The following is a 6508-nucleotide window of genomic DNA, read 5'->3' as shown; positions in this document are numbered from 1 at the left end:
TTTTAGTATTTTCATGAATTTTTTTCAATGTTTTTTGGGCTTAAAATTTTTTAGGTTTTCCTTAATTTTTTCATGTTTTTTCATGATTTTATTCTTATATTTTAGAATTGTTTTAATGTATTCTAACTTAATTTTAATCAAAATTCTTTCTTTAATTTTGATTTTGCTTTAATTTTTTTGCTTTTTTTATATATCTATTATTATGTTTGTTTATTTTTATTTTTTGCTTTTTTTCTATTGGTTTTTTATTGATGTGTACTTATTACACTTTTGAAAAAAAGTATTATAGTATATAAACTTTTTGTCTTAAGTTTCTAAGTAAGCTTTATATTAAATCTTAAAGTAATATATTATTAGTACATTAATGTTAAGCTGAGCTAGCTCATTGACGTACGATGATTTGAGATTAAGGCATGCCTAAAAACATGTTTTAATTATAGATTTGAAAAACTTTTTTAAAAAAGAAATTAGATTGAAATCTGACTTTAAAAATTTTTGATTTGGGTTTTTAAAGTTAAACGGAATTCTTGAATTTTTTGATTTGGATTCAAGAACTAATCTATAAGATTTTTGATTTGGATCTTTATAGGTTAAAAATAGCATTTTGCTATTGAAGGTTGAATTATCTAATGTTTCTAATGGCTCATTTAGTGATTTGATAAATGCATTCATTGAAATTATTAGATGTCTTTAATTAAATTGTAAGATTTAATTTTAGATAAAAAACTAAATATTTGAATTATAGAGGAGGATAAACTCTATGTCTGAAGATGTAAAAATTGTAATGTTTTGTTGTAACTGGTGTTCCTATGGTGGAGCAGATACTGCAGGTACTGCAAGAATGCAATACCCACCTAACATTCGTGTTATAAGAGTAATGTGTTCTGGAAGAATTGACCCTCAGTTTATTTTAAAAGCATTCAGAGACGGTGCTGACGGTGTATTCGTAGCAGGATGTCACATGGGTGACTGCCACTACGATGCAGGTAACTATAAACTTGACAGAAGAATGAGATTAGTTTATAAATTAGTCGACGATATGGGAATTGGAAGAGAAAGAGTCCACCACGACTGGATTTCTGCTTCTGAAGGAGAAAAATTCGCAAATTCTGTAAAAATGATGGTAAACAGAATTAAAGATTTAGGACCTTCCCCATTAAAAGCACAATTAGATGCTGAAAGATAAATCTTTATGGAGGATTAATTATGGCAGATAAAGTTAAAATAGGAACTATGTGGCTCGGAGGATGTTCTGGTTGTCACTTATCCATTGCTGATTTCCACGAATCTTTATTAGACGTTTTAGAATTAGCTGAATTTGAATTCTCACCTGTATTATGTGATACTAAATATGATGAAGTACCTGAATTAGATGTACTCATTGTAGAAGGTGGAATTAGAAACGAAGAAAACAGAGAATTAGCAGAAATGTTAAGAGAAAAAGCTGGCCTTGTTATTGCATATGGTACTTGTGCAGCTTATGGTGGTATTCCTGGTCTCGGAAACTTACACACTGTTGATGAATTAACTCAAGAAGCATACATCAACTCTGTAAGTACTTACAACGAAGCAGGCATTATTCCTAACGAAGATGTTCCTGCATTAGAAAGCAGAGTAAGACCATTAAATGAAGCTATCACTGTTGATTTAATGATTCCTGGTTGCCCTCCAAAATCTGATGTTGTAGCAGAAGCTATACTCACCTTATTAAGAGGAGAAACTATCGAATTACCTACCACAAACCTTTGTGAAGTATGTCCTAGAGAAAAACCACCTGCTGGTTTAGCTATGGACTTCATTAAAAGACAATTCGAACTCGGTAAACCAGAAGATGATTTATGTTTAATTGCTCAAGGATTAGTATGTATGGGACCTGCAACCGTATCCTTATGTGGTGCACAATGCCCAAGTATTGCTATCCCATGTAGAGGTTGTTATGGACCTACTGCAAAAGTAAATGATGCAGGTGCAAAAATGATTTCTGCGATTGCATCTGACTACGGTGTAAACGAAGATAAGACCGTAGACCCTGAACAAGTAGCTGATCAATTAGATGATATTGTAGGTACTTTCTACACTTACACTTTACCAGCTGCTTTAGTCCCTGCTAAAATGCAAAAAGGAGGAAAATAATATGGTAAAACTTACTATGGAACCTGTAACTCGTATTGAAGGACACGCAAAAATTACTGTACACCTTGACGAAGCAGGAAATGTAGAAGACACTAGATTACATGTTATGGAATTTAGAGGATTCGAAAAATTCTTACAAGGACGTCCAGCTGAAGAAGTACCTCGTATAGTACCTAGAATTTGTGGTATTTGTGATGTACAACACCACTTAGCAGCTGCTAAAGCTGTTGACCAAATTTACGGATTTAACGATGACGAAATCTTACCTACTGCTTACAAAATGAGAGAATTAATGAACTGGGGTTCATACATGCACTCTCACGCACTTCACTTCTACTTCTTAGCAGCTCCTGATTTAGTCATTCCTGACGGAACTAGAAAAACTAGAAACGTTTTCCAAATCATTAAGGATATGCCTGAAGTAGCTTTACAAGCTATTAAGATCAGAAGAAACGGTTTAGATATCGTATCAGCTACCGGTGGTCGTCCAATTCACCCAACTTCCTCTACTCCTGGTGGTATCTCCACTGAATTAGATGAAGAAACTCAAGCTGACTTATTAGTAAAAGCTAAAGAAAACGTTGAATTAGCACAAGCTACCATTGAATTAGCTGTACCAATTTTAGAAGAAAAAATTGACTTAGTCAAAACATTAGGTTACTTTGGTGACACCCGTCACTGCGGTCTCGTAAAAGACGGTAAATGGGATGTATACAACGGTAATGTAAGAATTAAAGACAAAGACGGTTCTATTTACACTGAATACGACAACCTCGAATATGTAGATGTTGTAGCAGAACACGTAAAACCATACTCCTGGTTAAAATTCCCTTACATTAAAGAATTAGGTTACCCTGAAGGTATCTACAGAGTAGCTCCTTTATCCCGTATTAACGTTTGTGATGCAATGCCTGATGCTGCTCCTTTAGCACAAGGTGCTTTAGAAGACTTCAGAGACAAATTCGGTTACGCACAATACCCATTATTATTCCACTGGGCAAGATTAATCGAATTATTAGCTGCTGCTGAAATGGCTGTAGATGCATTAGAACAAGACTTATCCGGTGACAAATTCCCTGAAGCTTTAGAAAGAACTGCAGGTGAAGGTGCAGGTATTGTAGAAGCTGCACGTGGTACTTTAATCCACCACTACAAAACTGATGAAGATGGTTTAGTAACCAACGCAAACATTGTAGTAGCAACTATCCAAAACAACCCTGCTATGGAAATGGGTATTCAACAAGTAGCTAAAGACTACATTAAACCTGGTGTAGAAGTAGACGATAAGATTTTCAACTTAATGGAAATGGTTATCAGAGCTTACGACCCATGTTTATCCTGTGCTACCCACACAATGGATAGCCAAATGAGATTAGCTACTGTCGAAGTATATGATAGTGAAGGAAACTTAATAAACAAAATCTAACTTTGGAGTGTTAAAATGATAGTATTCAATGAAAATAGCTGTATTAAATGTGGTGCATGTGAAGGTGCTTGTCCTACAGCAGCTATTGAAGTAGGCGATCACATCGTTTACTGTGACACTTGTGGCGAAGAACCTAAATGTGCTGAAGTTTGTGCAAACGGAGCTTTACAAGTTGATGACATAGCTATTGATGAAGAAGGAAACACTCAAGTAAGATTAATCTTTAACAAAACCAAATGTGACGAATGTGGTGAATGTGTAGACGCATGTCCTAGTAAAACTCTTAAATTGGATCCTGAAGATTCTCAACTCTTAAAAGGATTCTGTGTAATGTGTCAAAAATGTGTGGACGTATGTCCTGTTGACGTTATCGGAGTTCCTGGTGTTAAAGAACCTGTTAACAGAGTTATTACTCCTGAAGGTCGCGTATACATCGATGATTGTAAAGGATGTGGAGTTTGTATAGAAGATTGTCCTGTTGACGCAATTACCTTACCTGCTTATGGTGAAGAAATTGTTGTGGATGAAGATAAATGTATCCAATGTGGAGTTTGTTCTCAATCTTGTCCTTGGAACGCTATTTTCATCGCAGGCAATGCAAACCCGGCTAAACGTCCTAAAGAAATTAAGAAATTCACTTTAGAAGCTGAATCATGTATTGGTTGTAACACTTGTGTTGATGCTTGTCCTGGTGACTTCATCAGCCCTAAATCTGACTTGACTGTAGCTCTTCCTGATGTCTGTGCAGCTTGTGCTTTATGTGCAAACGTATGTCCGGTTGATGCAATTGATTTAGAAGTTGAAAGAGGAGCATCTAAATTTGCTTCATCTGAAGGAATTTGTTGGGAAGAAGAAACCTGTCTCTATGATGGTGGTTGTGCATTAAAATGTCCAACTGAAGCTATTCGTGTAGTAACCAAAAGAGGCATGGAAATCCCATCCCGTAAGAAAGATGCAGGAGAACCAGCTTTCACCATGTGTGTAAGATGTGGTGCTTGTGCTTCTGTCTGTCCTAACGATGCATTACAATTAGACTATGTTGACAAAGAGATTGATGGAGAAGTTGTTTCTAGAGATAGAATCATATTCAACCCATCCAAGTGTGACGAATGTGGAGAATGTATTGACGCATGTCCATATGATATGTTACACAAGGCATACAAAGTTAACTTGCCTATTGCAGGTTTCTGTACCCTTTGTGAACAATGTATTAAAAAATGTAAACCAGATGCACTTACTTTACAATAGATTCGGTCAAAACACAAAATTAAAGCCTATATGGATAGGTCAAGGCACTTATTAATTTAAGTGCCTTTTTTTTATTTCCATTAATTTTGTTTGAGTATTTAAGAACAATATTTTTTAAATCTATTTTCCTATTTTTATTGATTTCATAGCTTTTTTTATTTTTTTAGTAGTTTTATTATTTTCCTATTTTTTAAAAATTAATATTTTTAGGATTTTGATTAAGTTTATTTTTTTTAAAAAAATTTTATAAAATATAAATTTTAAATATTAAATTAAGTATTTTAATAAAATAATGATTTTAGTAATTATTTCATTTTAATTGAATTCAAAAATTTTTATAATAATGGATTATTAATCAATTTTTTCATGTGGTTTTATGTTTGATTTAGTCTTAAAAAATGCAAAACTTGTAAATGAAACTAATAAGTTCAATATAGCTATTGAAGAGGGTAAAATAAGTAAAATTTCCAAGTCTACCATAAATGGTTATAGGGAGTTTGACTTGAATGGTCAATATGTCTTTCCCGGCTTGATTGATCCTCATGTTCATTTTAGAGACCCTGGATTGACTTATAAGGAAGATTTCCATACAGGGTCCATGGCTGCTGCAAATGGTGGTTTTACCTTTGTAATGGACATGCCAAACACTCTTCCAAAGACAAATTCCTATAAAAATTTCAAGGAAAAACTTGAGATTGGAAAGTCAAAATCAGTGGTTAATTTTGGTCTTCATGCAGGACATTCCTCCTTTGATGAGATGAAAAAGATTCAGGAATTAAATCCTATGTCATTTAAGGTCTTTATGGATCTTGAGGAAGATGAAGAGCTTGATAGAATCTTTAGGGATGTTTCCAATTTGGACAATAATCCAATAATCACTGTTCATGCAGAGAAAAAATCAATCATTGAAGAGAATAGGGAAAAATTGGCTGATGAAACTGAAGTTATTGCATACAGCTATCTTCGTTCTGCCGAATCTGAGATTGAATCTGTAAAGCAGGCTATAGGCCTTTCAAAAAAATATGGGAATAATTTACACATTTGTCATTTAAGCACAAAAACCGCATTAAATTTAGCTATTGAAAATAATGTAAGTTATGAATTCACTCCACATCATTTATTGTGTAACAACAAGGACTTTAATCGCTTTGGAACCTTTATTAAGACAAATCCTCCTTTAAGGGAAATTGGTGAAAATGTTTCCATTTCTGACTTGAATGAAAAGTCAATTATAGGTACAGACCATGCTCCCCACAGTTTGGAGGAAAAAAGCAAAGGGGTTTGGGATGCAAGTCCAGGGATTCCAGCTCTTGAAACCGTTCTTTCCTTATTGTTAACTGAGGTAAATAGAAATAATTTGGATTTGTCATTGATTCCTAAAATATTCAGTGAAAATGCAGCTATTCGTTTTGGATTAAAAAATAAAGGATTTATCAGGGAAGGATATGATGCTGATTTGGTTGTAGTTGATTTGAAAAAAGAAGGAAAATTTGACATTGACAAGTTCTATACCAAGGCAGAGTACTCTCCATTTGATGGCTTTGAGTATAAGGGAATTCCTACAATGACTATTGTTGGCGGTGAAATAGTCATGATAGAAAATGTTGTTTTTGATTAATTCTGACTTTTCTTCTTTTAGTTTAAATTAATTTTATTTTTTATTTTTTTAATTAATTTTTAAATAATTTTATTTTTTATTTT

5 protein-coding genes are annotated in these 6508 nt (G+C 33.6%); all 5 read left to right on the top strand.

The features are described from left to right. Nucleotides 1-760 precede the first annotated feature (760 nt). Entirely contained in the window at nt 761-1186 is a 426-nt protein-coding gene (locus Q0138_RS01765) for a hydrogenase iron-sulfur subunit (RefSeq protein WP_297980086.1), read from the top strand. Nucleotides 1187-1206: 20 nt separating this feature from the next. Then, nucleotides 1207-2133 (top strand): F420-nonreducing hydrogenase, encoded by a 927-nt coding sequence (locus tag Q0138_RS01760; protein WP_297980085.1) that lies wholly within the window; start codon nt 1207-1209, stop codon nt 2131-2133. A 1-nt stretch (nt 2134) separates the two neighbouring features. Continuing rightward, a complete protein-coding gene (locus tag Q0138_RS01755) occupies nt 2135-3559 on the top strand; it encodes a Ni/Fe hydrogenase subunit alpha (RefSeq protein WP_297980084.1) in 1425 nt (474 codons plus the stop codon). A gap of 15 nt (nt 3560-3574) precedes the next feature. Further along, nucleotides 3575-4807 (top strand): 4Fe-4S binding protein, encoded by a 1233-nt coding sequence (locus tag Q0138_RS01750; protein WP_297980082.1) that lies wholly within the window; start codon nt 3575-3577, stop codon nt 4805-4807. Between the two features lie 376 nt (nt 4808-5183). Beyond that, nucleotides 5184-6425 carry a dihydroorotase gene (gene pyrC, locus Q0138_RS01745; protein WP_297980081.1) on the top strand — a complete coding sequence of 414 codons (1242 nt, stop codon included), beginning with the start codon at nt 5184-5186 and terminating at the stop codon, nt 6423-6425. Nucleotides 6426-6508: the final 83 nt, after the last annotated feature.

Origin of the sequence: uncultured Methanobrevibacter sp. (genome assembly GCF_937906425.1) — an archaeon.
Classification (GTDB): domain Archaea; phylum Methanobacteriota; class Methanobacteria; order Methanobacteriales; family Methanobacteriaceae; genus Methanobrevibacter.
Note: the sequence above shows the minus strand (reverse complement) of the source record. Positions and strands in the feature narration are given on the sequence as shown.